The 26,258-nt window shown below is 29.5% G+C and carries 24 protein-coding genes; 8 read left to right on the top strand and 16 right to left on the bottom strand.

Annotated features, from left to right (window positions below; genetic code table 11):
• Nucleotides 1–85 precede the first annotated feature (85 nt).
• Nucleotides 86–1,420 carry an ATP-binding protein gene (locus F3K33_RS10345; RefSeq protein ID WP_039771908.1) on the bottom strand — a complete coding sequence of 445 codons (1,335 nt, stop codon included), beginning with the start codon at nucleotides 1,418–1,420 and terminating at the stop codon, nucleotides 86–88.
• A gap of 381 nt (nucleotides 1,421–1,801) precedes the next feature.
• Here F3K33_RS10345 and F3K33_RS10340 point away from each other — a divergent pair, with 381 nt between their 5' ends.
• The 4 genes from F3K33_RS10340 (at nucleotide 1,802) to F3K33_RS10325 (ending at nucleotide 3,973) form a co-directional block, all read left to right on the top strand.
• Nucleotides 1,802–2,656, top strand: a complete 855-nt coding sequence (locus tag F3K33_RS10340) for an ABC transporter substrate-binding protein (RefSeq protein ID WP_039771907.1) — start codon at nucleotides 1,802–1,804, stop codon at nucleotides 2,654–2,656.
• A 192-nt stretch (nucleotides 2,657–2,848) separates the two neighbouring features.
• Nucleotides 2,849–3,127 carry a spore coat associated protein CotJA gene (locus tag F3K33_RS10335; protein WP_039771906.1) on the top strand — a complete coding sequence of 93 codons (279 nt, stop codon included), beginning with the start codon at nucleotides 2,849–2,851 and terminating at the stop codon, nucleotides 3,125–3,127.
• A 9-nt stretch (nucleotides 3,128–3,136) separates the two neighbouring features.
• Nucleotides 3,137–3,400 (top strand): spore coat protein CotJB, encoded by a 264-nt coding sequence (locus F3K33_RS10330; RefSeq protein ID WP_039771905.1) that lies wholly within the window; start codon nucleotides 3,137–3,139, stop codon nucleotides 3,398–3,400.
• A 6-nt stretch (nucleotides 3,401–3,406) separates the two neighbouring features.
• A complete protein-coding gene (locus F3K33_RS10325) occupies nucleotides 3,407–3,973 on the top strand; it encodes a manganese catalase family protein (RefSeq protein WP_012058296.1) in 567 nt (188 codons plus the stop codon).
• A 161-nt stretch (nucleotides 3,974–4,134) separates the two neighbouring features.
• Here the strand turns inward: F3K33_RS10325 and F3K33_RS10320 are convergent, their stop codons facing one another.
• Nucleotides 4,135–5,073, bottom strand: coding sequence for a transposase (locus tag F3K33_RS10320; protein ID WP_054249135.1), 939 nt, complete (start codon nucleotides 5,071–5,073; stop codon nucleotides 4,135–4,137).
• A gap of 229 nt (nucleotides 5,074–5,302) precedes the next feature.
• Entirely contained in the window at nucleotides 5,303–6,784 is a 1,482-nt protein-coding gene (locus tag F3K33_RS10315; RefSeq protein ID WP_069187766.1) for an ATP-binding protein, read from the bottom strand.
• A gap of 814 nt (nucleotides 6,785–7,598) precedes the next feature.
• On the opposite strand from F3K33_RS10315, the gene F3K33_RS10310 reads away from it, so the two are divergent.
• Together F3K33_RS10310 and F3K33_RS26955 are read left to right on the top strand one after the other, a co-directional pair.
• Complete coding sequence (locus F3K33_RS10310) at nucleotides 7,599–7,901, top strand: hypothetical protein (protein WP_039772473.1); 303 nt, start codon at nucleotides 7,599–7,601, stop codon at nucleotides 7,899–7,901.
• A gap of 233 nt (nucleotides 7,902–8,134) precedes the next feature.
• Complete coding sequence (locus F3K33_RS26955; RefSeq protein WP_274596498.1) at nucleotides 8,135–8,266, top strand: hypothetical protein; 132 nt, start codon at nucleotides 8,135–8,137, stop codon at nucleotides 8,264–8,266.
• Between the two features lie 94 nt (nucleotides 8,267–8,360).
• On the opposite strand, the gene F3K33_RS10305 is transcribed toward F3K33_RS26955, so the two are convergent.
• The 10 genes from F3K33_RS10305 to F3K33_RS10260 form a co-directional block, all read right to left on the bottom strand.
• A complete protein-coding gene (locus tag F3K33_RS10305) occupies nucleotides 8,361–8,882 on the bottom strand; it encodes a hypothetical protein (protein ID WP_039772475.1) in 522 nt (173 codons plus the stop codon).
• Between the two features lie 204 nt (nucleotides 8,883–9,086).
• Nucleotides 9,087–9,266: a (2Fe-2S)-binding protein gene (locus tag F3K33_RS10300; protein ID WP_039772477.1), complete on the bottom strand. Its 180-nt coding sequence runs from the start codon at nucleotides 9,264–9,266 to the stop codon at nucleotides 9,087–9,089.
• A 411-nt stretch (nucleotides 9,267–9,677) separates the two neighbouring features.
• Nucleotides 9,678–10,112: a hypothetical protein gene (locus tag F3K33_RS10295; RefSeq protein ID WP_039772479.1), complete on the bottom strand. Its 435-nt coding sequence runs from the start codon at nucleotides 10,110–10,112 to the stop codon at nucleotides 9,678–9,680.
• Nucleotides 10,113–10,171: 59 nt separating this feature from the next.
• Nucleotides 10,172–10,606 carry a hypothetical protein gene (locus F3K33_RS10290; RefSeq protein ID WP_039772481.1) on the bottom strand — a complete coding sequence of 145 codons (435 nt, stop codon included), beginning with the start codon at nucleotides 10,604–10,606 and terminating at the stop codon, nucleotides 10,172–10,174.
• A gap of 234 nt (nucleotides 10,607–10,840) precedes the next feature.
• Nucleotides 10,841–12,055: an NAD(P)/FAD-dependent oxidoreductase gene (locus F3K33_RS10285; protein ID WP_039772483.1), complete on the bottom strand. Its 1,215-nt coding sequence runs from the start codon at nucleotides 12,053–12,055 to the stop codon at nucleotides 10,841–10,843.
• A 140-nt stretch (nucleotides 12,056–12,195) separates the two neighbouring features.
• Nucleotides 12,196–12,606, bottom strand: a complete 411-nt coding sequence (locus F3K33_RS10280; protein WP_039772484.1) for a phytoene desaturase family protein — start codon at nucleotides 12,604–12,606, stop codon at nucleotides 12,196–12,198.
• A 230-nt stretch (nucleotides 12,607–12,836) separates the two neighbouring features.
• Nucleotides 12,837–13,508, bottom strand: coding sequence for a hypothetical protein (locus tag F3K33_RS10275; RefSeq protein WP_154861737.1), 672 nt, complete (start codon nucleotides 13,506–13,508; stop codon nucleotides 12,837–12,839).
• 184 nt (nucleotides 13,509–13,692) lie between these two features.
• Nucleotides 13,693–15,039 carry an FAD-binding oxidoreductase gene (locus F3K33_RS10270; protein ID WP_207708583.1) on the bottom strand — a complete coding sequence of 449 codons (1,347 nt, stop codon included), beginning with the start codon at nucleotides 15,037–15,039 and terminating at the stop codon, nucleotides 13,693–13,695.
• A 181-nt stretch (nucleotides 15,040–15,220) separates the two neighbouring features.
• Nucleotides 15,221–17,875, bottom strand: a complete 2,655-nt coding sequence (locus tag F3K33_RS10265) for a phosphoenolpyruvate synthase (protein WP_039772488.1) — start codon at nucleotides 17,873–17,875, stop codon at nucleotides 15,221–15,223.
• 14 nt (nucleotides 17,876–17,889) lie between these two features.
• Entirely contained in the window at nucleotides 17,890–18,504 is a 615-nt protein-coding gene (locus F3K33_RS10260) for a TetR/AcrR family transcriptional regulator (RefSeq protein ID WP_039772490.1), read from the bottom strand.
• Nucleotides 18,505–18,813: 309 nt separating this feature from the next.
• On the opposite strand from F3K33_RS10260, the gene F3K33_RS10255 reads away from it, so the two are divergent.
• A complete protein-coding gene (locus F3K33_RS10255) occupies nucleotides 18,814–19,401 on the top strand; it encodes a TetR/AcrR family transcriptional regulator (protein WP_174775791.1) in 588 nt (195 codons plus the stop codon).
• A 58-nt stretch (nucleotides 19,402–19,459) separates the two neighbouring features.
• Entirely contained in the window at nucleotides 19,460–22,084 is a 2,625-nt protein-coding gene (gene ppsA / locus F3K33_RS10250) for a phosphoenolpyruvate synthase (protein WP_039772494.1), read from the top strand.
• A 182-nt stretch (nucleotides 22,085–22,266) separates the two neighbouring features.
• Here the strand turns inward: ppsA and F3K33_RS10245 are convergent, their stop codons facing one another.
• From F3K33_RS10245 to F3K33_RS10235, 3 genes are all read right to left on the bottom strand, one after another.
• The gene (locus F3K33_RS10245) at nucleotides 22,267–22,662 is read right to left on the bottom strand and encodes a hypothetical protein (RefSeq protein ID WP_039772495.1); all 396 of its coding nucleotides are present in this window, start codon (nucleotides 22,660–22,662) and stop codon (nucleotides 22,267–22,269) included.
• Nucleotides 22,663–23,374: 712 nt separating this feature from the next.
• Nucleotides 23,375–24,619, bottom strand: coding sequence for an ammonium transporter (locus F3K33_RS10240; protein ID WP_017212791.1), 1,245 nt, complete (start codon nucleotides 24,617–24,619; stop codon nucleotides 23,375–23,377).
• A 793-nt stretch (nucleotides 24,620–25,412) separates the two neighbouring features.
• Nucleotides 25,413–26,021, bottom strand: a complete 609-nt coding sequence (locus tag F3K33_RS10235) for a hypothetical protein (RefSeq protein WP_039772497.1) — start codon at nucleotides 26,019–26,021, stop codon at nucleotides 25,413–25,415.
• Nucleotides 26,022–26,258: the final 237 nt, after the last annotated feature.

Genomic DNA, 26,258 nt, shown 5'->3' with positions numbered 1-26,258 from the left:
TTTATTTATAAATTTATTCAAATATTTTTTATAGCATTCTAATTTTATCTAAGTCAATATAGCACTATATGAAAACTTAATTTAATTAAATCAACTCGAACTGCTTAACTGATATATTTTCAATATTTCTTGTTATTGGTAGCTTCATAAAAAATGTTGTTCCCTTACCTAGCTCTGTGTCAAACCATATTTTACCCTTATGAATATTAGTAATTGTATGATAGACCATAAACAAGCCAAGTCCTGTTCCTCCACTTCTTCTAAAAGAAAAAGGTTCAAATAAAGTCTCATTTATTTCCTCTGGAATTCCCCCAGCTGTATCTTTAATTATAATGAGTATGGAATTTTTATATTTTTCAGTTGTAACTTCAATTGACCCACCAATATCCATTGCTTGAATTGCATTGTTTATAAGATTCTCTATTGCCCTCTTTAAAAGCTTCTTTGATATGTTCGCATATTCATCTACATCGTCTACCAATGATAACTTTATATTTTTATGATTGCAAATAGGCTGAAAAGAGTTTAAAACATCTTTTATTAGAGGAGTTACCTTCTGTGGTGTGAGCTCTTCTGGTTTAAATATACTTAAAAGTTCCATTACCATATCATTCATTTCGTCAACTTGATTAATTATTCTATTAAAATAATTGTCCATCCTAGCTTTATCTGAAGTTGCTATGCCAAGCTGACCTAATCCTCTAACTACAGATAGTGGATTTTTAAGATCGTGAACAGCTGTTGCAATTAATTCACTTGTTGCAGCTAAATTGATTCCAGTTGATGTGTTACTAAATTTATCATTAATATATTTCATGGCTGTCTCAATTGAATTTATACAAGCTATAAAAGAGTGTAATTTTACCGGATTCATATGTTCAACTGGAACACTTATTCCAATTGCCCCTATGACATTTTCATTATTTATAATTGGCACGCCTATACATCCACACTTACAATCAGGCATACCATAGTGTTCTGCCCCATAAACCAAAATTGGCTGCCCCATTGCCAATGCAGTGCCTATCCCATTATTCCCAATATTTTCTTCTGACCAATTTACCCCAAGAGAAAAACCTTCTATTATTCCACCCAGTTCTTCAGTCTTTTCTCTAAACTCAATGATCCATCCATCATTATCTGATAAAGCAATTATGTGTGGAATATTTGCTAAACTCATAGATAGTGAATCCATATACAAGTTTGATATTTCTGTTAGTTTAGAGTTTTCCTTTTTCTTTTTTTCAAGATCCCTGCTTGATAAAAACTCAAATTTCACTTCCTTAGGATTCATTCCTAACTTCTCGCATCTTTTCCATGACTCTAATGTAATTTGTCTCGCTGTTGGATTTTCATTTATAGTCGATATAAAATCATCCCAAGATGAGAAATCATTGCTTATTTCTACTAGACATTTCATTCGGACTTTCACCCCATATATTTATTGTTTGACTATAAGTCAAATCTATTATTATTTATTATTCGCTAATCAGATTTAAATTCCTCTTTTTCAACAAAATAATACATTATAAGATAAATAATTTCCTAGAGTTATGATTTATTTATCTATATCATAACTATTTATTGAGATTTTTACCACCCTTTATTATACCTTCTTTTTCTTAACATAACCTTAATTACAACAAATCTTTTGATTTAATATATATTCCAAAAATATTTAAAGACTCTTAGTCTTAATCATGAATTATACATTTTAAATTGCAGCATATATATTATAAGTCTCTTTAATGAATAAATTTATATTAAGTTAAGATAATAATAAAAAGGAGAAATTTAGTATATGAAAATTCATAAAAAATTGCTTGTTCTTGTTATGTTATTAATGATTATTATTCAATTAATATTTTGTGGCGCTAATATACCGAATAATAAAGTATCAAAAGATAGATTAGAATCAATAAAAGAAAAAGGGGTACTGGTTGTTGCATCTTCAAATGATATTCCCTTTGCTTATATAGATCCCAAAACTAAAGAATTCACTGGAATTGATGCAGAAATTATAAGAGAAGCTGCTAAAAGGCTTGGAATAAACAAGGTAGAAATGAAGCAAATTCCATTTAACGATTTATTAAAGCAATTAAATACTGATGATAGCATAGATATAGTAGCTGATGGAATGTATGTTACAGATGAACGAAAAAAAGAAGCATTGTTTACAAATATATTATATAAAGAATCTGAAGCAATAATTACCCCTAAAGTATCTAAAATTGTCTTTAAGGAAGATTTTAAAAATTCTGTAATAGGTGCACAAGTAGGAACAGCTTTTCTAGTTCTAGCCAATAAATGGAAAGTAGAGGGTGTTGTTAAAGATGTAGTTTCATTTAAAAATCAAAATGATCTATTATCAGCAGTAAGTACTAAAAAAATAGATGCCGCAATAACTGATTCTATTTTTGCTTCATATATAATCTTTCGAAGTAATTTATATTTGAGGGTATTGCCTCCAACAGATTATACGCCTGAATCCCCTGGCAAAATAGCTGCCGCTGTTAGGAAAAATGATATTACTTTAGCAAAAGCAATAAATGAAAAAATAGATGAAATGAAATATGATAAAACAATTCTTGAAATACTCGAAAAATACGGTTTAAATAGCGATTACTTTGTTTCAATTAAAGATGGTCATATTTAACTAAAAGAAGAACAAGGCAGTGATTAGTTTTTTCTAACTATTGCCTTTATTTTTATACCATGATTCTTCATAAACATTTTAAGACAATAAGTATCAAAAATTCAAAATATATTTTATAAATTATCACATTATTTCATAATACGCATAAGATACTTATATAAATGAACAACAAATGAAGGAGTGTTAACCCTTATGTACAGACGTGACGATGATGACTGTATGTGTAAATCAAAAGAATACTCAAAAGAGCATTCAAAAAAATATGAATATGCACGCGCATATATATTACCTCAAAAATATGAAAATTTGTATTCTTGCAAAGAAGGTTTTGTAAAAGGAACAATATTTAAAGACCTTTACAGACCATATAAAAAACAACATGATCATAAAGCCTATGATTGTGACAATGATCATCATGAACATGAAAATGAATATGAATTTGAATACAAGAAAATCAAATACGAGAGGTGATATAATATTATGAACCAACGAGATATGCTAAATAGTATAAGAGTTTATCAGTTTTGTGCTGTAGAACTAAACCTATTCCTCGACAATTTTCCTGAAGATAAAAACGCTAAAGAAGATTACAACAAGGTATCTTGTAAGTTAACTGAACTAATTAGCGCATATGAAAAGAACTTTGGTCCATTAACAAACTTTGGATCTGCATATGTAGAAAATCCAAAAGCTTGGGTAAGTACACCATGGCCTTGGGAAAATTGTAGCAGGGAGGAGGAATAAGAGTTTATGTGGTATTATGTAAAAACATTAGAATATCCAGTAAATCTAAAATGCAAAGATCTTAATATGGCAAAATTATTGGTAACTCAATATGGTGGTCCTGATGGAGAATTAAGTGCTGCCTTGAGATATTTAGATCAACGCTATACTATGCCAACTGGAAAATCAAAAGGATTATTGACAGATATCGGTACAGAAGAAATGGCCCATGTAGAAATAATTGCTACAATGGTATATCAACTTATGGAAAATGCAACTATAGAAGAGATAAAAAAAGCAGGACTTGCTGGGCATTATGCTGATCATAGAAAAGCAGTATTTTACACAGATGCAACAGGAAATCCATGGACTGCAACTTATATACAAGCCAAAGGCGATGTAATTGCTGATTTACATGAAGATTTAGCTGCTGAACAAAAAGCACGAGCAACTTATGAAAATTTAATACACTTAACTGATGAACCACAAATTAAAGAAATATTAACATTCTTAAGGGAAAGAGAAGTTGTTCACTATCAAAGATTTGGTGAATGCTTAGAACACGTTCAAGATGCAATGTGCTTAAAAAAATAATATAGCATAATTTATATATATAGGCTTATATATATAAATAAAACTGCCTCAAAATACAGTTTTGAGACAGTTTTATTATACGTTAATAACTTTTTATATTTTAATAGGTTGTTGAATAACTAATTTTTACAAATGGTTATTTAAGAAAATATTCTTAGAAATTATATATTCCAAGGATATTTTCTAGTTTTTATTCCTTGCTGCTTTTTGTTAAATTCATCTATTAAGTACGCTAATAAGACCCATTTTATATGACGTTCGTATCGGGCTTGCCCATAAAGCCTTGGGTTTTCTAAGTTATATAATCCCTTTAATACAGAGAATAATTGCTCTATTTTCAATCTGTTTTTATATAATTTTGATCCAATAGGAGATTGAATAAACAAAGCATTTTCATATCGTTTATCAGTAAATGACTCAATACTTTTAGCCTTACGCATATTTATATCAGTTAACAAATTAAATTCTAAGCTAGAAGCAATTTCAAACCATTCTAATGAATCATATGCTGCATCTGCAAGTATTAAAAATGGATTATAAATTTTAGCTTCATATAGTAAATCTGAGACTTGATTATCATAAACATTAGCTGTTGTTAAATAAAAAACTAGAGGAATTATAATATCACTAACTGCTGCAATACAGTGTAATTTATAACCTTTATAATATCCAAGGCGGGTACCCTTACCGGATTTAGCTTCGCTATCGTATTTTGAACTTCTTAAAGCAGTTCCATCTATTGCACACAGTCTAGTTTCAGGATTGATAAGTTCAACAAGCATAGCATAAATACCATAATATATATGTTTCTCTAAAATTTTAGTTCTTAATGAGAATGTAGAATAATCTGGTACTTGATTGAGTTGAATTATAGACTGAAACACATAGTCTTGCTTTATACGATATTCAAGCTCTCTTAAACTGAAAATACTACTTTTAACGCCATATAATATACATGCAACTATTTGTTCATCTGAATACTTACGTGGTCGCCCTTTAGTACTTTTAATATTCGAATTTAATTTAGCAAATGCAATTTTAACAGCTTCAAAAATTTTATAATGGTCATTTTCACTTTTAATATTTGATGATATAATCATATTTGAGTCATTCCTTATGTGATATATTTGGGTTTTTCGCGAAATTATTATATCACAAAGGGATGACTTATTTATTTTTTACAAATTCTGTTTATTCAACAACCTATTTAAGTTAAAAACCATAGAAATCAATTTCCCTACGGTTTTCTTATTATAACTTATAATTTTTTCCGTATACCATTTGTATTATTTAGGCCTCATAGTCCTACCCACCGCATTTTCCCATGAATTATAAGGTATATATATCTGAAAATTCAACATTTATTTTTTCCACATGATTGCTTAAATTGCTGTTAAATAACTTAATATTTTCTTTACTGTTACTTTCACCTGCCAGCCTAACAGGAAGTTTTATATAAAACTTAGTTCCAGTTCCATACTTACTTTCAACAGTTATTTTACCGCCTTGCATTTCTACTAATGATTTTACAAGAGATAATCCTATTCCACTGCCTTCATAATTTCTTGTAAATGATTTATCTATTTGTCTGAATCTATCAAATATTACATTAAGTTTTTCCTCTGGTATTCCTATTCCTGTGTCCTCAATTACTATAGTAATAAATTCTTCCCCATCAAATATATTCACAAATATATTTCCACCTGGTTTTGTAAATTTTATGGCATTTGAAAGTATATTAAGAATTATCCTTTCAATTTTATCTAAGTCACAGGCTATTATTTTCTCTTCTATTTCAGTATCAAATATTAGGTTTAAATTATTACTCTTTATATATTCAGCAACTGATAAAGTGATTTCTTCTATTACATTAATGACATTGCAATTAACAAAATTAACTTCAAAATATCCTGCATCCAGCTTAGTAGAATCAATAAGATTATTTACCAATCTTAGAAGCCTTAAACAATTTTGTTTTCCCATATTCATATTACTTATAATTTTTTCTTTTCCAACATTTTGTTGCTCAAGATTCATACAACTAATTTTTATCACATTTAATATTATATTCAGTGGAGTCCTAAGTTCATGAGAAATATTAGCAAAGAACTCTGTTCTTAATCTTTCTAGTTCAAGAGATTCATTTTTTAATGCTAATTCTGCTTGTTTTCTCTCTGAAATATTACGCACTGTAGTTATAACTCTTTTAGCTCCTCCTATATTTGCAATTATAACATTTCTTTCCCCCCAAAACTCACTATTATTGCTCCCAATAAATATAGCCTCACCAATAAACATATTTGTTTTTGTTGTACTATTTAATCTCCCTTCCTTAGCTATTCTATCTAATAGCTCTTCTTTAGTTAAATAAGGATCGGGAGAATCTTTTGAAATAACATCCTTTATCCTCATATGTATAAATTCATTTCTGGAATATCCAAACATAGCTATAGCTGTTTGATTTACATCTGATATATTTCCATCATAATCATGAATTAATATAGCATCATTTACTGAATTAAAAATTGCATTGAGGTATTTCTGACTTTTTTCAAGTTCGTTTTGAGACTTTTTAAATTCTAACTTACTTAATCCATTTTCAGTTAGTATTATAATAAGACCTTTTAAACATTCTATTATATGGTTAACTTGTTTTCTTGGAAAAATAGGCACTTTACTAAGTGCTTCCAAATATTCTTTTTCATCAAATCCAAATTTTTGTGCCTGCCTACGAAAATATTCTATATCTATAATTTCATCATCATAAAAAAATCGCAGGCGACTGTGGAGCCGTAGATTTTTTTTACGCATCTGCCTTTCCGAACGCATGTGAGGAAAATCTGGCAGGCGAATAAGATTTCTTTTTTATTCTTTTTCTATACAAAAACTAATTAAATAGCCTTCTTCATAAGTTATCCACAGATTCTATTACATTATAAATTCCTATAGAATAAAAAAGACAACTTTAATTTAGTTGCCTTTTAAAATCATTAAAAATACTATTACTATTAGTAATAGTGATACTCAGTTATTATACAGTTTAAAAATATTACCCCTAGGTGGTATTTACATATCTTAGATGTGCTTGCTAGGCTGTAAATATATCTATTATATGCCTAGTCATTTCAGTACTTCTACTTATTGCTTCATTAATACCAATGTTTGGATTATCTACTCATACATAAAAAGTCATAGAATATTTAATAGCTGCTATAACGCCTAGAATTATCAAAAGCAGTGACCATAATATAGTATAAATCCCAACTACTACGTTAATTGCTAATCCTTTTAAAAACCTTCCAGAAAGCATGTCTTTTAAGCGAAATAAAACCAGGGCTTATTCTTAAACCCTGGCTTCATTTTGAAATAAGTGTACTTATGGGGATTCAAAAATTATTTTCGGAGTAATCCTAAAATATCATCTTCAAAATCGTTTCCCATTACAATCACCTCTTTCAGTTATTATTGTGTGCAGTATTAAATTTAATATACAGTATTACTACTGTTAAGTTATGCCATAAAAAAAAACATTTCAATGTCTATAATACACATAAATATTAAATTTACTGTCCATAATATTAATACTGAAAATTTTTTCTGTGGAAAAAGGAGACTGAGTTATATTATGGATAGAATCGAATTAAATGAAATTGAAGAAAAACTTCTACATGATGCTTATGCATCATATTTAAAAAATAAAAAATGGTGTATTTGTCATCACTCATATCGTTACTCATGTAGTAAGGAGGATAGACAACTTACTAAGGCAAAAATAGATGGTTTAGAACATTTAAAAAAAATAATATTTATAGAAGTTGATAGATGTGTGGGTCTTACAAGCTATAACATATTACCAGACGGTATAGGATATATTCAATCTAAAAATAAAGGTATCATCAATCTGTTTAAATCTAATGATGTAATTTGACGAGTGATTTATGGCTATTTTACGTTCAATTCAATGAAATAGACGTTGTTTATTCTTTAAATTTTAAAATACAAGACTCCACATCATTAATGCTACAATGATTATTGAAAGTGATAAAATTCCTGTTATAAATGAAAGAAATAAAGATAATATATATTTGTTAGGTATATTAATTATATCTAAATTTTAGTAATTAAAGCTTGTGAAAAATGAAATGAAAGAAGAACATAATTATGGTTAGAAACGCTAAAGAAGTACCAGGTCTAAAGATATTAAATTCACCCCCTTCAGAACGAGACTCCTCTAATAATAGTTCTGAAAGCAATACTCATAAAGCTAAGAAAGATGCATCTTCAGGAAAATGAAAAAAGTAGTACATTGATTTTAATGAAATTCTAGATTGAAATAAAACAAGTTAAAGTCACTCTAATCTCCACTTTAACTTGTTTTTTTAATTTATTAAGATAATACAAAATATGTATCAATATATGCTACCATTTGGTCTCCTAAAGTAAGATAATAATATACTGGTATTAAATAATTTGAATAAAATAGTTTTTTCGATTCAGCATTATTACCTTCCAATGCTCTTATCAAATTTTGTTGCAGTCTCAGACTGATAATATAACTATCAGCTACAAATGAAATCTGTTCTGAAAAAAATATATCTGGGAAAGAATCTTTATATGTATTTCTATGATTCTCTAAATTTTTTCTAATAATATTTAATTGTTGAATAAAATTTTCTAAATCTTTATCAGTATTTTTTAATTGTTCCTCCGACGAATTTTCTGATATACCTATAATAGTTAAATTCGATCTTAGTTTTTTCATTTGATCTAAATTTTGAATAATATTTTCTTTGCCTTTTAAATCCTCTACTTTCGGACCATATGGTGCATTTTGTGCATAGGCTATATTAGATAGAGCTAGTGTTATAAGTATCACAAACATTATTACTCGTCTTACTTTTCTTTGCATTGTTATTCAACTCCTTTTTTGATGATTATCATAAAACAAAACTGCACAGTATTTAAACAAATCACATATATATCTTTTGTTATTTTCGCAACTTATTCTCCATAAAAATTAGTGCAAAACTACCTAAATTTTAATTTAGGTAAAAAAATTGAGACTAATATAAGAAAATATATAAATTTTCCTATATTAGTCTCAATCGAATTATTATTTTCCTAGTAATTCATCCACCAATACTCTAACACTATCTTCACATGCACCGCAACCAGCGCTAACATTAATAGCGGCCTGCACTTCTTCAAATGATTTAGCACCATTTTCGATAGCATCTTTTAAATCTTTTACTGTAACATTAATACAGTCACATACTACTTTATCATTGTCCATTACATTACCTCCTAGATATAATATATGAATTATTTTAATCGCAGTAGGTAATACTCGATAATTTTTATATTTTCATTTTAGAAAGAAGTATCACTCTACTTAAACTTTATTATTTTCACCAATTCTTGCGTCATTATTTATACTTTATTAGCTATTACCTTGCCAATAATTTTGCAACTAATACTTTGTTGAATATTGTTTAGGCTTTCGAGTAAATTCTCTATATTAGCAAGTCGTTCTAAAACTCACTACATTACCCAAGAGGTGGTAGATAGTGTAGTAATAGAAATATGAAAAAACTCATCTAAAAATAAAGATTAAACTTTGTATTTTTAGATGAGTTAAAATAAAATTAGCTCATGTGTCTTAAATTAAAATTCTATCATCGTTACTTTTTTATAATTAATAGTATTATTGTCTAATTCTAGCGGCTGTAAAGGTAATTGGTCCATCAACAAATACATTGTTATTACCTGTTGTTTCTTGAACAGTTATTACATACTTCACATTAGTAGCATTTTTATCTATAACATCAACATAAGACAATGGAGTATTAACTAAATCTCCATCGCCTTCCTTATCAACCTCTGTAGCAATTGAATAAATTTGTTTACTTGGGATCAATACATTCCCTTTAAATATTTTTATATCAAAGGAAGCATAAGTTGTTTCATTGTCATTGTCAAGACCACCAACCACACCAGTTAACCAAATAAGATCACCTACAATTACTTCATCTATAACAAGTTCACCTATTACAGTAGGAGTGCTTGTTACTGGAATTAAATTATCAGTAGCTAAGCTAGCTCCAATGAAAAAGTCAAATTGTTGTATAGTTATAGCCATTTTAATTCCTCCTCAGATTATAGCTTTTAAATTAGGAAAAGATATATTTCTTAATCTATTTAAGGTCTTATGCGTAATGCTGTAAAGGTAAGTGGCCCTCTTATAAATACATTATTTATATTACTAGTTAATTGTACTGTTAACACATACCTGACATTTGTAGCAGCCTTATTTATAGCGTCAACATAAGAAAGAGGGACATTTATAATATCTCCATCTCCATCTTTATCAGCTTCTATATAAGACGAATATATTTCTTTTCCTGGTATAAATACATTTCCCTTATACAAATTAATGTTAAGTGATGCAACTTTAGTTTCATTGTCATTATCCACACCACCAATTACTGCATTTAGCCAAATAAGATCCCCAGGAATAACCTCATTAATAAACACTTCACTAATTACATAAGGCATAATGGATACTGGTATTTCAGTTTTATTGAATTCATTAGGATTCAGTTGAAAATACTCGAATTGTTCTATCGAAGCCATTTTTACTCCTTCCAAACATTTATACATACTAGTTAAGAATATAGTTCCTAACTAATATATTGTATGACAACTGTATCTTATTAGTTACTACATTTTACAATTTAAATATTATTTTTTATATAATATAAGTAAGTCAAAATAAGAAGAGGCAGCATACATTTGCTACCTCTTCTTTTTATTGTAACCTTAAATTTTTATTCTAGTTTTTTGTTGCTAATATAGCCAATTGTGATTTCATGAGTCAAATCTACCTACTTTAAAAAGATGTAGATCTTCATGGACTTCTCCTAAATATAATTTACTTAGCATTATTCCACCTAGTACAGCAAATAAAATCCCATTTGCCCCATATCCTAAACAGTACCATAACTTTGAATTATTCGGATCTTTCCCTAAGAAACCTAAGTTATCTTGAGTAGATGCAAAAGCCCCACAATATCTATACTCTATCTCTATATTTATATTTGGAAATAAATTTTTTAGTCTTTGCTCTAACTTATCATAACTTTTGTTACATAATTCCTCGTTAAGTATATCTGGTAGAAAATTTATATCCTCTCCACCAATTATTATTCTATTATCACTAGTTGTTCTTAAGTAATTGTAAGGATCTTCATTATCTCTAACAACTACTCCCTTGTAGATATCTTCTATATTATTTATTGGCTTAGTTGCAACATTAAAGGTTGTAGTTTTAATTCCAAAGGCTCTTTTAGTAAAAAATTCTGTGTTATACCCAGTAGCCACAATAATAATTCTTCCTTTAACTTTATGGCCATATATAGTTTCTACTGTAACCCCTTTGTCATCATACTTTACATCTACTACTTCTGTGTTTTCATATACTCTTAGACCTTTTTCACAGCTTACCTTAAGCAAAGCATGAGTAAACCTATAAGGATCAAATTGAGCTCCACCACCTTTACTTAAGACTCCAGCCTTTACATCAAAAGAAAAGGGATTGTTGCTATTATCGATAAATTCTACTGGAAATCCAGCTTCACTTCTAATCTTATACTCTTCTTCAATTTCCTTTTTTTCTAGATTCTTAGCTGTATATAAAAAACTATCTACTCTTTTGAAGTCACAAGTATTTCCATATTCATCTATAAACTCTTCAATTTCATCTAATGCCTTTATTCCTAACTCATATGACCTTAGAATATTATCTATAGATGTATGTGATTTTAACTCCATAGCATTACTATCAAGCTCATATTGAAGAAGTGAAGTTGTTATACTAGTACTGCCATGAGCTATTCTTGATTTTTCTAAAATAACACTATTGATATTATTTTTAGTAAAATAGTACCCTAAAATTGCTCCAGTTACTCCCCCTCCTACTATTATCACATCTGTATCTATATCCTCTGTTAAATACTCATACTGTTTAGTTAATTTATTAATTCTTGTAAAAATGCAATCGCCTTGTACATACTGTATATTCATAATAATTACCTACTTTCTTACACCTAATACCCCTTATTGCATTTATTAGTGTTAACTTTGTTTTAAAAAAAATTCTCTAAATCTTTTATTTGAAAAGATTTAGTTTTATATTTTGTACTTATAGGTAAGGCACAATCAAATTAAGAAAAGTCCCTTGTAGTATTTAAAATTTCTTCAGTTACTAATTTACTTGAATTTAAGACTAATGATATTCCAGGACCCGGATGCACTGAACTTCCTACGAAAAATAAATTATCAGCTTTACTTGATTTAAAATGTGGTCTAAAATAGTTTGTTTGAGTTAGGGTCGGACTAAGGCCAAAAGCTGTACCGCCATAAGCATTAAATTTGCTTTCCATGTCTAGTGGGGTAAGGTAATTTATATATTCAATATTTTCTTCTATATCCTGTAGTCCCTTGATGTTTTTCAATTCTTTCATAATTGTATTTGTTAATAAATTAATAGTATCTTTATTCCAAATTATTTCTTTAAAAAAGAGATTAGGTACTCGAAGCATAATATTTAAACAATCGCCCTCATTTTTTACCATACTCCTATCTATTCTACTAGGGCAATAAATATAGAAAGATGGATTAGTTACCCGTAAACGCTGATTCTATGTTCTCCTCAAAGTTTTCACCTTAGTATTTCAATTTATTTTGGCCTAGACAATAATTTAATCAGCTAAGTTGTACCTGGTAATATTTAGACCTCAGAGGCCGTTGCACGACTTAGGAGTGCTCGCTACATAATCATAAATCGTGTTGTACCTGGAGGTGCTTATGATATATTTCTGTGTTTTATTAATTTTTCTACGTTCTTTAAAAATTCGTTAATTTCATCCTCATTCATATTTGAATAATAAACATATGGATTTTTTACATTAAACGGAATTATTTTATCTTTTTCAATTATTCCTTTTTCAAATATAGAGCCTAATTTCTGATCTTTTACCCATTCCTTAAGCTGTTCTTTATCATCACCAAAATACTTTGATAAAGTTCCTCCATTAAAGCATTCTAATAATGATTTATCAATTCTATCTTCTGAACATCTATACCGATTGTTATTCATTCTACCATCTGGAAAAGGAGGAGGAAGTAAAATAAAGTTTCCAGGCATGTAATATAATTCAGCAAACTTTGAAAATTTATCATTTGTTTCTTTATATCCAGATTCATTCCTTTTTACTATTAGCTCGTGAAATGTGTTACTAGATTTATTATAGGTTTTTCCAGTAGCTATTTTGAGTGCATATTTATATATTGTCCAGAATGAAATCATTGTATCTCCTCTAAGAGCAACCTTCGAATCATTATAAAGTTTATAAAAATAATAAGCATCACCATCATACTTTATTCTACTCAGTCTTCTTCCATCAATCTCACATATCTTGAAAAATATCAAAATTTTACAGCTTAATTCCTTCAGTTTGAATTTTATGTTTACCATACAAATAATTCCTTTGCCAAATCTTGATTTCTTTCTCTCCATGCATTTTGTACCATATAAAAAGCATCCTTAATGTCTATCATTAATTTTCGATTCATCACAAAGAAGATAATCTCTGTAACTAATACAAAAATTATCTTCTAATTATTTATTATTCGATAAGGACTCACCTAATATTAAATTCTTATTTTATTGATTGTGGATAATTAAATATATTATATGGATCATACTTTTCATTTATATATTTCAACCTACATACATTTCCACCATAATATTCTTTTTCATAATCTAATAATGGACTGTACGGAAAATTAACATATGATCCTTCTGTTATCATTTTTATATAATTTAATCTGCTAGCTACCCATTCTTTATTTTCTTCCGCATAAATTGAATTTTCCCATACTGATTGTATACCTATAATATAATTGGAGTCTCTATAATAAAAGGCTGTTTCATGTTTTCCTTTATCCTTTACCGCTCCACCTAATCCATAAAAAGTAACTGCAGCATAAACTGAGCCTATAGGCTTTTCTTGAAGAGAAGATGCTAATTTTAATAACTCGCGCTTTGAATATATTCTATCTGCAAATCTACCAGCAGATTTAAATTTTTCACTAGATTTATATATAGCTCCAATCTTTTTTGTAGCATTTAAAAAGGTTGTATATTCAAAGTCAGCCTCAGCTCTTGGTAACACCAATAAAGGTTTTAATATTTCCTTTAATTCTTCTATATCTCCATAAAATAATCCTATAATGAATGCTGCTACACCCTCATCTGCAGAATTATAAAAACTTGCTCTCATATTCACTCTTCTATCTAGGGTTTGATATAAATTTTGAAATATATCCATAATACTTGCTTGTTCTAATGGTGTGGTATTTGGATAATATATTGTAAACTCTGTTACCTTATTTAATTTTGGTGGTAATCTAAAAGTTAATGAGATTACTATTCCAAAGTTTCCTCCGCCGCCACCCCTTAATGCCCAAAATAAATCACTATTGCAATCTCTATTTGCAATGATTATCTTACCTCTATAATCTACAATTTCAAACTCTAATACATTATCAATTCCTAAGCCAAATAACCTGCAAGATAGTCCCCATCCTCCGCCTAAAGTGTATCCTGCTACTCCAACAGTTGGGCAAGTTCCACCTGGAAAAGGATATCCTCTTGTGCCTACATATTCGTAAAGTTCATTATTTTCTACCCCGGATTCTATTTTTACTGTATTAGTTAATTCATTTATACTTATTTTCTTCATTCTACTAACATCAATTACTATAACATTATTTCCAATTGAATATCCCTCATAATTGTGCCCACCAGATCTTATTCTAAATTCAATATTTTTTCTAATGCAAAACCTTAAAGCACTTATAACGTCTTCTCTACTAGTACAATATAATATAGCTATTGGATATTTTTGTATTGCTCTGTTCCACACCTGTCTATCTTCTTCATATTCTATATCATTAGGTGTTACAATCTCACCATTAAAACATAAATCCTTAGCTAATTCCATCATTATCATCCTTTGTAATAGAATATTTTGATTTACAATAAATCTATCTATTGCTATTAATATATGATAAACATAACAATTACTTTCACATATTATATCAAAACATGCACTCTGATTAATCCTCTTCCACCTATAAGCATTCCAACAGTAATCCCTAACATAAAAAAGATCCAATGCTAGCCTATTCTTCTATTACCATAACATACCCGTTATTTCCGTCCACTCTGATTTTTTGACCTGTTTTAATCTTTTGGGTAGCTTCTGATATTCCAACAACTGCTGGTATTCCATACTCTCTAGCTACTACAGTTCCATGAGTTAAAAGTCCTCCAACTTCCATAACTAATCCAGCCGCATTTATGAAAAGTGGTGTCCATCCTGGATCGGTGAATGGTGCTACAAGAATTTCTCCTTTATTCAACGATGCCTTTGAAGGATCAGTTATTACCTTCGCAATTCCTTCTATGACTCCTGATGAAACAGGCGTACCTAGAAGTGCTCCCGCTGGCATATTCTCTCTCTTAAACACTACTTTTATTTCTTCTCCTTCACTTGTAATAACACGAGGAGCATTTAACTTTTTATAATGTTCATATTCTTCTTTTCTTTGTTCTACTATTGTTTTAAGACTCTCATTATTTTCAATTGCTCTATATAATTCACTGAATGTTACATAAAAAAAATCCTTTTCTTCATTTAAATAACCTTTAACAACCAAATCTTCTGCTTCTTTTAGCAATTCCTTCTTAAAAATCATACAAAGTCTCATCATCATAAATTTGTGATGTTCTCTTATTGGAAAAGAGTTTCTTAAAACAAATATAAGCCTTTTTACAATTTTAGCTTTAATTTTGCCATGCTTTCTTTGTATTTCTTCTACCATATTTTCTGTTGCTATTTTTGCTTTTTTTATAGTATTTTTGTATTCTTCCCTATGAGCGCCTTCCTCTGAAGTTTTAATAGTTGCAAGTATTGATTTTACAAGTGGCTCAGGATTTTCAATCCATCTATCTCTTGCTATATCTATTTCTCCTGAAGCACGCACTCCGTACATATTTATAAAATTATTAAAAAAGCTCTTAAATTCCTCATTAACTTTAATTTCATTTATTCTTGAAACCAAAGTTTCATAATATTCATTTTCAAATTCATCAATTAAAATTTGAGATTTTCTCACCATATCCGCCAAGTCTCCAGTAAGTAATCCCATTTCTGTTGTAATATTTCCTTCTAAACCTTTCGCAATTATATTACTATAATTATTTGTTCCTAAAAGCTTCATTTCCAGCTTTTCAAGAAGCTTAAAGGCAATAATTCCTGGAGCTAAATATGGTACTATTATTTTAGCATCCTCATAAAGACTTGCTTTTTCATGTATTATATTTAACTTTTCAGTACCTTTCTTTGAATTTAAAATAGCCTTCAAGGTATCTTCTTCACGCTGTTTAATATAATTATTCATAAACTCCACCGTTCCAGTTAGGTTAGTGAAAAGAAGGTTTTTTATAACTTTAACTGCTATTGGAGCTATATATTTTAAGAAGGGTCTTAAGTTAGCTTTCTTTCCTTTAAACTTTTCCTTAAATTCTTCTCTCTTTAAGAGCTCTCCTAAAGCCTCTGCCATCAAAGCATCTGCATTTGTTAATAAAGCTAAAAGCTTTTCCTTTATTCTCTCAGAATTCATAAAACCACTTACATCTGCATAAATCCTACCACCCGCTGAAGCTAAAACTTTATATTTTTCTTCTCTTTTAATATTTCTACCAAAAGGCAGCATATCTCTAAATAAATCAAGCCCTAAAGGGGATATTGGATCGGTCATCACTTGAAGATGATTTATAGAAATATATACATGAGTGTTATCATCATTGTTATTAGGGGTTGGAAGTGGAAATAATGATGTAATTGCACGACTCTGCACAATATACAATTCACCATTTTCCAAACACCACTCAATATCCTGTGGGCAGCCATAATGCTTTTCTATTTTCATTCCAAGTTCAGCAAGCCTTTTAATATCAGAATCCGCCATGACTTGGTTAGTAGATTTTTCACCTGTAATATCAACTTTTTTAGTTCCCCCACCTTGAATTGGCATTATAGCGAGTTTCTTTTCTGCTATAGTCTTATCTATTATTTCCTCTTTTTTCTTATTAAATTTATATATATCAGGAGATAAAAGGCCAGAAACTAACGCTTCTCCAAGTCCAAAACTTGCATCAATAGAAATAATTCCTCTATGCCCTGATACAGGATCTGCAGTAAACATAATACCAGCTATATCTGGAAGAACCATTTTTTGAACTACTACAGACATATGCACTTTTTCATGTTGAATTTTATTTTGCAATCTGTAAAGTATTGCTCTATCAGTAAATAATGAAGCCCAACAGTTTTTTACTGCATTAATTAGCGAATCTTTTCCTTTAATATTAAGATATGTATCTTGCTGACCTGCAAAAGAGGCAAAAGCTAGATCTTCTGCTGTAGCACTTGATCTAACAGCATAATAGTTATCAATTCCAATCTTATCAGCAGCTTTAATGATTTCTTCTTCTACTTTTCTAGGCATTTCTGCTTGTTCTATTTTTTCTCTTAATTTAATCCCTATGGTAGCAATATTTTCAAGATTTGCATCTTTAATTTCTTCTACAATAAAACCATAAAGTTTATTATAATTTATAAATTCCTTATAACTTTCTGTAGTTACACAAAATCCAAAAGGAACTGGAAAACCAGCCTTAGTCATCTCTCCCAGATTTGCACCCTTCCCTCCTACAAGTGATAAATCTTTTCTATCTATTTCATCAAAGTACAATGTATACTTATTTACCATAGTGATCATCTCCCCTAATTTTTTTGAAGCTTTGCTCCATTTAAAAATAATTCTATAATTTGGCTCTTTGATAATTCTAAATCGATATTATCATTTCCATAAATACTTGAAATAAAATAATTCATGTACATGAATTGAAAATTTCTTGCTATTATTATTGAAGAAATGTCATTTCTAATCTGGTTATTTTCTTGTGCATTTTTTATAACTTCTGAAATCAAATTTTCCAATCCACTTCTATTAGGATTATCTATGGGATTAACGTTAAAAAGTGTTTGGAGTCTGTATCTAAAATAAATTGCTGTATATTGAATATTTTCTCTAAATATATGATTTATGAAATCTAATATCTTATTCAATGTTTCTTTTATATCTCTTGTTTCTTTGAATTTTTCACTAACTTCATTAAAATTATTATCATGATTATTTATAAGGGCCTGAAAATAAGCTGATAATATTGACTCTTTATCTTGGAAATAATTATATAACGTACCCTTAGAAATATCAGATTTCGTTGCTATTTCCTCCATATAAGTTTCTTGAAAACCCTTTTCTTCAAAAAGAGCTAATGCACTATCAATTATTATTTCCTTAGTCAATTCTTTTTTACGTTCTCTTCTATTTACCATCAAAATCTCTCCCATTTTTATACTCCGTATATTTTTGAACTTAGTATAATTTTATACTACTTCAAATATTTTTAGAAGTCAATATTCTTTATACTAAGACTTTAAAATAAAAACCACGACCAAAAGATGGTTATTAATAATCCTAAACTCTAATCTAAAACTTTAAACTGTATTGATGGACGTAATTCTTCACCTTTTCTTATCCCTCATGCTCAATAATCCAATTTTTCTGTATGACAACTTTGTCACATGACACACTTGTCATACGAAAAAATTTATGCTATGATGTCCTCAAGAGGAGATGATTTTATGCCTAAAGATACTTTTAAAAATTTGAATGAAGACAAAAAGCAAAGAATTTTTGATGCAGCTGTACAAGAATTTTCTACTTGTTCTTTCAGTGATGCATCTATTAATCAGATTATTAAAACAGCAGGAATACCCCGTGGAAGTTTTTATCAATACTTTAATGATAAAGAAGACCTCTACTTATATATGATAGAAGAAATTTCAAATCAAAAGAAAAAGCTTATCCCTGAAAGAGTTTCAAATCCAGATGATGAGTTTTTTGAAACTTTTATACAAAAAACTAAAGAGTCACTTGAATTAGGTAAAGCTAAACCTGAATACACCAAGATAGGTATGCTTATGCAAATGGATAACTCTGAATTTATTGCTAAATTTCGTACTGCTTCCATTGAAAAGTATAGAAAACAACTAAAACATAATAAGGAATGCGATCTTATAAGGCAGGAAGTTAATACTGATATAGTTTTGGATATGCTTTTCTCATATACCTTGGAGGAATATTTTAAAAGTGGTTTTGATGAAAATGAGTATTTAAAAAAGGTTATCGATGCCATTAATATAATCAAAGAAGGAATCAAAAATAAATAAGAACTAATAATAAAATTATCCAATTGCTTTATTCATTGAATTAAGGAGGAAAATAACTATGAATCCATATGTACTTGGTTTTCAAGATATTGATAAAACAAAGCTAGCAATTGTTGGAGGTAAAGGCTCTAACCTTGGTGAGTTATCTAGAATTGATGGAATACTTGTACCAGAAGGTTTTTGTGTTACTACTGAAGCCTATAAAAAAATAATTGGCAATAGTAGTGAATTTAATTCATTACTAAATGAATTATCCCTTTTAAATGCTAGTGATATAGAAAAAATCAGTGAAATAAGCGAAAAGATTCGTAAGGTCATTGAAGGTATGACAATTCCAAAGGACATTGATGATGAAATAACCTTTCACCTTTCAAAACTTGGCGAAAGAAATGCTTATGCTGTACGTTCTAGTGCTACAGCTGAGGATTTACCAACAGCCTCATTTGCAGGGCAACAAGATACGTATTTAAATATTATGAGAAAACCTTCTATTCTTAAACATATTAGTAAGTGCTGGGCATCACTGTTTACAGATAGAGCCGTAATCTACCGTATGCAAAATAACTTTGATCATAGCAATGTTCAGTTATCTGTAGTTATTCAAAAAATGGTGTTTCCTCAAGCTGCAGGAATTATGTTTACAGCTGATCCTATTACATCTAATAGAAAGATAGTATCTATTGATGCCAGCTTTGGACTTGGTGAAGCTTTAGTTTCAGGACTTGTGAATTCTGATATTTATAAAGTGCAGGAAAATAAAATTATTGATAAAAAGATATCTTCTAAAAAACTTGCAATTTATGCATTAAAAGAAGGCGGTACTGAAGAAAGAGAAATTACAGGTGAGAGTCAAAATATGCAGACACTGACAGATGATCAAATCTTACAGCTTAGTAATATGGGTAGAAAGATTGAGTCTTATTTTGGTCATCCACAGGATATTGAGTGGTGCCTTTATGATGATAAATTCTATGTTGTTCAAAGTCGTCCAATTACTACTTTATATCCTTCACCACAAGTTAATGATAATAAGAACCATGTTTATTTATCATTTGCTCATAGACAAATGATGACAGAAGCCATGAGACCATTAGGTTTAAGTTTCTTCCAAATATTCTTTAAGCAATTTGGAATACAAACAAATATGCCCGTGATAGGCGGAAGATTGTATATGGATATATCCCATGATCTTGCTTCGCCAATAGCTGGAAAGCTTTTTATCAGTGGTTTAGACAAGGTAGATGTTTTGATGAAGAGTGCACTTATAAATCTTCAAAAACGAAAAGAATACCTTAAATCGCTTCCTAAAGGAAAGACATCTTTAAATGTAGAAGGAGGTGTCCTATCTTTTGGAATCCAGATGATAAAGGAATATCTCAGAAATGATCCAGCTTTTGTTGAAAAATCCGTAGCTGAAAATCAAGCACTGCTTAGGAATAAAGAACAAATATTTTCTTCTATTTCTGGAGAGGAGCTCTTTGATTTCATTGTAAAGGACATGAAGGATATAAGGGCTGCTATGTTTAAAGTCTATGGAGCTTATTTTGCAGGATCTTATGCCTCTAACTGGATAAACAAAAATATGAAGAAATGGCTTGATGAAAAAAGTGTAGCAGATACCCTCGCTCAATCAGTATCAAACAACGTTACTTCTGAAATGGGATTAGAGCTCCTTGATGTAGCTGATGTAATAAGACAGTATCCCGCTGTAATTAAATATTTTGAGAATGCAAAAAGAGAAACTTTCTTTGAAGATTTATGTAAATTAGATGGAGGTAATATTGTCAGCGATTCTATTCATAGTTATCTTGAAAAATATGGTATGCGCTGCTCTGGAGAAATTGATATTACCAGAACAAGATGGAACGAAGACCCAATGCTTCTTGTTCCACTAATACTAAGCAACATAAAGAATTTTGAACCTAATGCCCACAGTGCTAAATTTGACCAAGGACTTCTTGAAGCTAAACAAAAAGAAGCTGAAATATTAAGCCGCTTGAAGCAGCTGCCTGGTGGTAATAGGAAATTAAAAAAGACAAAGAAAGTCATAAGTGTTTTACGTAATTTTGCTGGCTATAGAGAGTACAATAAATATCTTTTAATCTGTTATTTCTGGATTGTAAAACAGGCATTACTCAAAGAAGCCGAAACCTTAAAACAAGATGATGTAATCAAAGACATATATGATATATATTATCTAACTTTTAATGAACTTAAAGAAGCAGTTAAAACAAAACATGTTAACTACAGCATAATAAATAAGCGGAAAGAAGAATACGAAATTTATAAGAAATTGACACCACCTCGTATAATGACTTCTGATGGAGAAATAATTTCAGGCGAATACAATACAGGTAATATGCCAAAAGGAGCAATAGCTGGAACCCCTGTTTCTTCTGGTATTGTTGAAGGGCGAGCTAGAGTTATTTTAAATATGAATGAAGCAAAAATAGAAGAAGGCGATATTTTAATTACAAAATTCACCGATCCAAGCTGGACACCAATCTTTGTTCTTGTTAAAGGTTTGGTAACAGAAGTAGGTGGAATGATGACTCATGGTGCTGTTGTTGCTAGAGAATATGGTCTTCCAGCAGTGGCAGGCGTAGATGACGCTACTAAACTTATTAAGGATGGTCAAAGAATTAGAATAAATGGAACAGAAGGTTATATAGAAATCTTATAGCCTGAAGGTAAAATTTTCTGTTTCAGTAGGAGTAAAAAAGTACAACTATATAAGCGACCCAATCTGGGCCGCTTTCTTAAACTCTAAGACTGGAGGTACATACTCATGAAAAGAGAAAAGAAAATTTATAAGCCCCAGTGCTCGAAGGTAGAACGTAGCATACTAAGTTGCTACTTTATTATTCAAGATTTTTCACATATTATCTCGTAATTTCCTTTAAATTTATTTCCTTCTATAAAAAGCTCATATATGTCGGTTTTCTCTATTTTTATATCCTTTTCTCCCTTTTTCCCTGTATCAAACTCATATATTAAGTTTCCTTGTGAATCAACAAATCTTAGCAATAATTTTCCATCTTTAATAGTTGATTTATAATTAAATCGTATATTATCCCCTTGATTAAAAGTAATTGTATAAGGAATTTTTGAAGAATCTGTCCATTCTCCATTTGTACTCATACTCCTAGTTATTGATTTTGTTTTATTATTTTCTTTTATAACTGTGTAACATGATAATAATGCAATTAATCCAAAAAGTATAATACATACAAAAGATTTTTGATAAGAGTTTAATTTCATGATATCCTCCTTTATTAAAATATTGTGATAAAAATATAATCAGTTTTAAAGAATTATGTATATATGTTGCAATTCACAATGCACATTTCACAATTCACAATTACAGCTAAAATTCTTGTAATGTTTTTAGAATTACGATGAAGAATTATTTTTGCAATATATATATATTAGTTTCTTAATAAATCATAGATATTCTACGATCATATAAATACTATGCCATCTTTCCTTCTAAAGATCTTACCTTTACCTGCTATATTCTAATAATAAGAATAATTTTTAAAGAATACCTTGCTATATTTCTAAGGATTTTCTAAAGATTATTTAACTTAACTTTCATGGAAAAAAAAGACTAACTTCTTCTTTGATAACTCTTCGACCATGGAACTTCATTAGCAAATGGCTATGATATGAGGGAACTTTAACATGCTTAAGCTACGCTATTCTTGCACTATTAATCTAAATATCTCGAATGTTTAAATTTTCACCAGTGGATATGTTTCAAAGCAAAACAAAGGGGCTGTTGCAAAACTAACATATTTAGTGCGACAGCCCCTTTGTGAATTGCCGCCATGCAGCGGTTATCCTCTTAATGTATTGTCGTGGGTTTCATGGTAGCGGCGAAGCACAACCTTTGAAATCCACCATAGAATTTTTTTAATTCTATTTTTTAATATTATACTTTCTCCATTTTATGCATTCATGCATTATATTCCTAGTCTAATCCATTAAATGATGGATAAGCAGATTCCCCATGTTCAGCTACATCAAGTCCATCAGCTTCTTCTGAGCTATCAACTCTAATATCCATAAACATTTTCATAACTTTTATAATTAAGAAAGTCATCCCACCTGCAAATATTATTGTTATTACAATACTCATTATTTGTGCAATGAAAAGTTTAACATCTCCATAGAAAAGACCATTCCATTGTGCTACAGGATTAATTGCAGTTTGTCCAAAAATTCCAGTTGCAATACCACCCCAAATTCCACCGATTCCATGACATCCAAAAGCATCAAGTGCATCATCATATCCAAACTTAGCTTTTACTTTTTCCACAAAGAAGAAGCAAATTGGAGATACTGCTATACCAATTATAATTGATGACCAAAGTGGAACAAACCCTGCTCCTGGTGTAATTGCAACTAACCCTAATACTGCTCCTGTTGCTGCTCCAAGTAATGTTGGCTTACCATGTTTTACTTTTTCAATTAACATCCATGAAAGCATAGCTGCAGCTGCTGCAGTATTTGTTGTCATGAATGCATGTACAGCAAGTGGACCAGCTCCGAGCGCACTACCTGCATTAAATCCAAACCATCCAAACCAAAGTAATGCTACTCCAAGAACTACAAATGGAATATTATGTGGTCTATATGCCATAATTCCATGTCCACGTCTCTTACCTAACATAATACAAGCTACAAGGCCCGAAATACCTGAGCTTATATGAACTACATTTCCTCCTGCAAAATCAACGGCACCTAAAGAACTTATTAATCCACCAGCTCCCCATACCATATGTGCCATTGGATAATATACTAAAAGTGACCATATAGCTACAAATATGAACAATGCTGAAAACTTCATTCTTTCTACTAAAGCTCCAGTTATAAGCGCTGGAGTAATTATTGCAAACATCATTTGAAATGCAGCAAAAAGCTCTTGAGGTATTGTGGGTGCATATGCTGAAGGCTCTGCTCCTACCCCATTAAAACCTAAGAAATTAAGTCCACCTATTATCCCATGAAAATCATTACCAAAAGACAATGAATAACCTACTAAAACCCACATTATTGATGCTAATCCACAAACAAAGAATGAAGACATCAATGTATTTAAAACATTTTTCCTACGAACCATTCCACCATAAAAAAATGCAAGTCCTGGTGTCATTAAAAGTACAAGTGCTGAACAGATCAATATAAAACTGCAATCGCCTAAATTAATTTCCATATAAAATCCTCCTTAGTATGTTAGGCATATGAAAGAAAATAACGAGTCCAAAATGCCATGTATATTTTTCATCAGGCAAGGAGGTGGATTGTGCTCATAGCAACCCTATTAGTGCAATCTGCCGACACAGGATGATGGAAAATAGGCTAGCAGATGGACTGGTTATTTTTTTGAATATGCCTCAAATCTCAAAACAAAATTTCAGCTATTTATGTATAAGTTTTTTTAATTTTTGAATGTAACTTAGCTTAAAAATAACTGTGCATTACCTAAAAATTAATTTTTGAATTCTTTTTCTCAACTAATTATAATGTCCTATTTTTTTGTATAAAAAAACGGCATTCGAAAAATATACTTTTAAAAGTATGTTTGTCGAACGTCGTCGTTCTTATTTCATAGTATATTATCCTCACAGAATTTTGTCAATATTATTTACATTTAAAAATACAAATGCTTATTTTATTATCATAATAATGCCTAAATCCTCCAGTAATCTATAAAACATGGAATAATTCTAATATAGAGGTCAATGGCCATAACGAAGGAAACAATTTATGCAGCTGAAAATGAAATTTCCAGTGATTTGAATATCTGCATGGTAATTCATGTAGATCCAGTAAAAGAACAACCCCAAAAAATAGGCTCAACAATAGCCCATTTTCACTAATCTTATACCTTGTCTATAAAAAGTGAGCTGTCATATAAAAAATATCACTACAGCTTTAAAAATCTTTATCAATAAAAAAGAATTTTAACAATGCTCTTGCGCATTACTAAAATTCTTTTTACATAATTATAATTTTTTAACCTTGAATTTATCCTTGTCATTTACTATTTTAATATTTAAATTATTTAATACTTTATCTAAACTTTTTATTTGATTAATATATTTTATATTACCTTTTTTAATTACCTTTTCTATCATTTTAATTATAGCTTCTTTTTCTTCAGCTTCTAATTTAACTCTTTGACATATATATTCTCTGTTAATGTGAATTAATGTAGTCCAAATTTGTTCTTCTACTATGTTATTAATATTCATCATAACCCAAGTAAAGTCTTTTCTTCTATCTTTTACAGGGTATGCTTCCTTAAAGAATTTTATAAAGGCATCTTCTTCTTTAGGCTCCTTTTCAACTACATATTTACCAAACTGATTTTTTAATTCATTTTGAAGATACATAATAGTATTCGGTTTAACTTTATCTGACATCTTCTCAATATTATCATAGATAAAATTATAAGTATCTTGAATCTTTTCTGGGTCAGCTTCACCCTTTTTTAGTATCTTTGCAATATCAATATATTCTAAAATGTTCTTCTTGCAATTTAATTCTTTGTTATATAACTTTTCCCATATTTCTTCTGCATTTAAATTTTCTAAGCTTAAGTCTTCTTGCATGCTTACACTCCTTGGTATCTTTTAAGATACTATGTATTAAAATAATTGTACTCGTAAAAATATTTGTATTAAATTATTATCAAGGTACGCGATAATTTTATCACAATAAAATAAAAGGAGCAATTATAATGAATAATATTTTGAAAATTAACAAGTAACCGTCAAAAAAATAACTAATAATTATACTTGTATATTTTGCATACTTAATTTGTTATTTTATTTCTGGTTCCTTAATTA

The sequence above is a fragment of the Clostridium beijerinckii genome (assembly GCF_008705175.1).
Lineage (GTDB): Bacteria > Bacillota > Clostridia > Clostridiales > Clostridiaceae > Clostridium > Clostridium beijerinckii.
Note: the sequence above shows the minus strand (reverse complement) of the source record. Positions and strands in the feature narration are given on the sequence as shown.